Origin of the sequence: Vibrio sp. 10N.222.46.A1 (assembly GCF_041473595.1) — a bacterium.
Taxonomy (GTDB): domain Bacteria; phylum Pseudomonadota; class Gammaproteobacteria; order Enterobacterales; family Vibrionaceae; genus Vibrio; species Vibrio tasmaniensis_A.
Map to the genome: position 1 here is coordinate 1 of NZ_JBFRSN010000989.1, position 2,728 is coordinate 2,728.

At 44.2% G+C, this 2,728-nt stretch carries 3 protein-coding genes; 1 reads left to right on the forward strand and 2 read right to left on the reverse strand.

Annotated features, from left to right (window positions below; translation table 11 throughout):
• Positions 1-1,171: 23S rRNA (adenine(1618)-N(6))-methyltransferase RlmF (rlmF, locus tag AB4496_RS22930; protein ID WP_372132080.1), on the forward strand; the 1,171-nt coding region annotated here is incomplete at its 5' end.
• A gap of 90 nt (positions 1,172-1,261) precedes the next feature.
• Here the strand turns inward: rlmF and pilW are convergent.
• The gene (gene pilW, locus AB4496_RS22935) at positions 1,262-2,011 is read right to left on the reverse strand and encodes a type IV pilus biogenesis/stability protein PilW (RefSeq protein WP_102258526.1); all 750 of its coding nucleotides are present in this window, start codon (positions 2,009-2,011) and stop codon (positions 1,262-1,264) included.
• Between the two features lie 170 nt (positions 2,012-2,181).
• On the reverse strand, positions 2,182-2,728 hold a 547-nt coding region (locus AB4496_RS22940), incomplete at its 5' end, for a homoserine O-succinyltransferase (protein WP_372132082.1).

Genomic DNA, 2,728 nt, shown 5'->3' on the forward strand with positions numbered 1-2,728 from the left:
GAACACATCAGACCGCAAAAACAGTGCTCCCAAAGGTGCTGACAACAAAGCAAAGCGACCTTTTGCAAAAGATAGCAAAGGTAAACCGGGTGCGAATAAAGGATCATCGAATAAGGCGTCTTTCAATAAAACTGTATTTAACAAGAATGCAGCACGGAAAAGACGTTCGGCAGAGAAGCCTCAAGGTGGATTACACCCAAGAAACCAACACACAGGTCGCTACGACTTTGAGTTATTGGTTGCAGCGTTACCTGAGCTAAAAGAACATCTGATCAAGAACCCGGCGGGCGAAGACACCGTTAATTTCTCTGATCCATTGGCTGTTAAGCTACTTAACAAGGCTTTACTGGCGCATCACTATGGCGTTAAGCATTGGGATATTCCTGCTGGTTACTTGTGCCCACCAATTCCTGGCCGTGCAGATTATATCCACAGAGTGGCAGACATCCTAAACAGCGATGGACAAGGTGAGCCTTATAATCACGCTTCTGTGAAAGCATTAGACATCGGTGTTGGTGCAAACTGTATTTACCCAATCATTGGCGCGACAGAGTATAAATGGCGCTGTACGGGTACGGATGTCGATTCAGTCTCCATCAAAACAGCGAACTTCATTGCTGAAAGTAACCCTAATCTAAAAGGTAAGATCCGAGCTCGTCTACAAGCGGACTCTGAATCTATCTTTAAAGGCGTGATTAAGGATAATGAACGTTACGATGTCACTATTTGTAACCCTCCATTCCATAGTTCTCTAGAAGAGGCGGAAAAGGGATCACAACGTAAACTGGATAACTTAGCGGAAAACCGAGCTAAGAAAGCGGGCAAGTCATTCAAGCCCGAGATGAATAAGAAGCCAGCCAAATCGATTAAGCAAGAGAAACCAACCTTAAACTTTGGTGGCCAAAAATCTGAACTTTGGTGTCCGGGTGGCGAAGCTGCTTTCATTATGAAAATGGCGAGAGAGAGCCAACTTTTTGCTACTCAAGTATTGTGGTTCACGACATTGATTTCTAAGAAAGACAACGTCGATATGGTTCGTTCAGAGCTGGGTAAGCTAAGAGCTAAACAAGTAAAAGTGGTTGAGATGTCGCAAGGCCAGAAGGTGAGTCGCTTTATCACATGGACCTTTATGGACGACGAGCAAAGACAAGAGTGGATCGCGCTAAAATAGCGGCAGCACTGTGTTAAGACATTAAGTTGAAATTACGTACGGGCTTGTTGTTAACGCAACAAGCCCGTTTTTTTGTGTTTTTCATATGCGCTAAGCAGAAAGTAACTCATCTAACTTACTCTGATATTTCTTCTCTAGAGCACTGTTACCTGCTTTGTTTTCGAGATCGACCAAGATTTTAAGCGATGGAATTTGGTAGCCATAACGCTGGTGGAATTTGAATAAGCGGAGCCTAGCGTCATTGTATTCGGCCTCACTGACTTCAATTTTAGAAAGCTGTAGTACGGATCTAGCTCGATTTGGGTCGTGGTCAATCGCACGAGAGAAGTAGTATTTTGCTTGCTCGACCTCTCCGGCTTTAAACGCGCAGAATGCCGCATTTTCATAACTGGCAGAGACGAGATAATAATAGGGTTGGTCGATGGCACGGTTAAAGTATTTATCGGCTTGCTCGTATTCGCCCTGTTTACACAAGAATGTACCGTAGTTATTCAATACATTGCCGTTTCTTGAATCTAGACTGAGTGCTTTGCGGTAAGTCGTTCTTGCTTCATCTACTTCGCCAACTTGCTCGTAATAATGTGCCATCGAAAGTTGGGCGCGGTAATAGCTAGGAGCGTGTTTGATAGCGAGCTCTAGATTTTCACGTGCCTTGACCATATTACCTTGTCCCATGTAACCCAAACCCAATTCAATACGTGATTGAGACATCGCAATTGGATCACTTGCCATTTTTGGTGGACCTTCGGTTACAGAAACACAACCTACCAAAGAAAGAGAGGCGAGTAGCGTGAGTTGAGAGAACAGAGTGGATTTTGGTAATAGCGACTTGTTAGGCATGTGCAGCTCCTTTTGAACACAGACCCATGATATGAAATCGAACACACTTAAGTGTTATGTCGATTATGGAATGCGACTCAAACACCATAAAAAAAGCCGTGTCCAATTTGGTGTTTTATCAACAACCTATGGAATACGGCTTTATGTGTTTGTGAATCGGAAGAAAGAACTTAGTCGTCCTTGGTGAAGTTGTCTTCGCTGAAGTGATCCAGATCGTAAGGTGTTTGTTGGTAAACGCAGTAGTTAAGCCAGTTTGAAAACAATAAGTGTCCATGACTACGCCAACTTGCTACAGGCTTGTTGTCTGGATTGTTGTTCGGGTAGTAGTTGATTGGTATCACCGGCTCCATGCCTTCACCCAAATCTCGAATGTATTCGTTGTGAAGTGTATGAGCATCGTATTCAGGGTGACCGGTTACAAACACGTTTCGCTTATCTTTAGTCGCCGCGAGGTATACGCCTGCCACATCAGAAGTCGCAAGAACATCAAGGTCGGTATGCTCGGCTAAGTATTCCTGAGAGAAATCAGCATAGCGAGAGTGCGGTGCCAAGAAGGTATCGTCGAAGCCACGTAAAATTGGGTGGTACGGGTTATGTATCTCGTGGTTGTAAACCCCAGAAAGCTTATCTTTACGAGTTCGTTTTGGTAAATCATACAAGAGCTTTAAGCCAGCTTGAGCAGCCCAACATACATACAAGGTTGAGGTCACATGCTTG

Bases quoted from the DNA above. Each gene is read 5' to 3' on its own strand.
- pilW (WP_102258526.1), bottom strand. From the start codon at position 2,011: ATGCCTAACAAGTCGCTATTACCAAAATCCACTCTGTTCTCTCAACTC.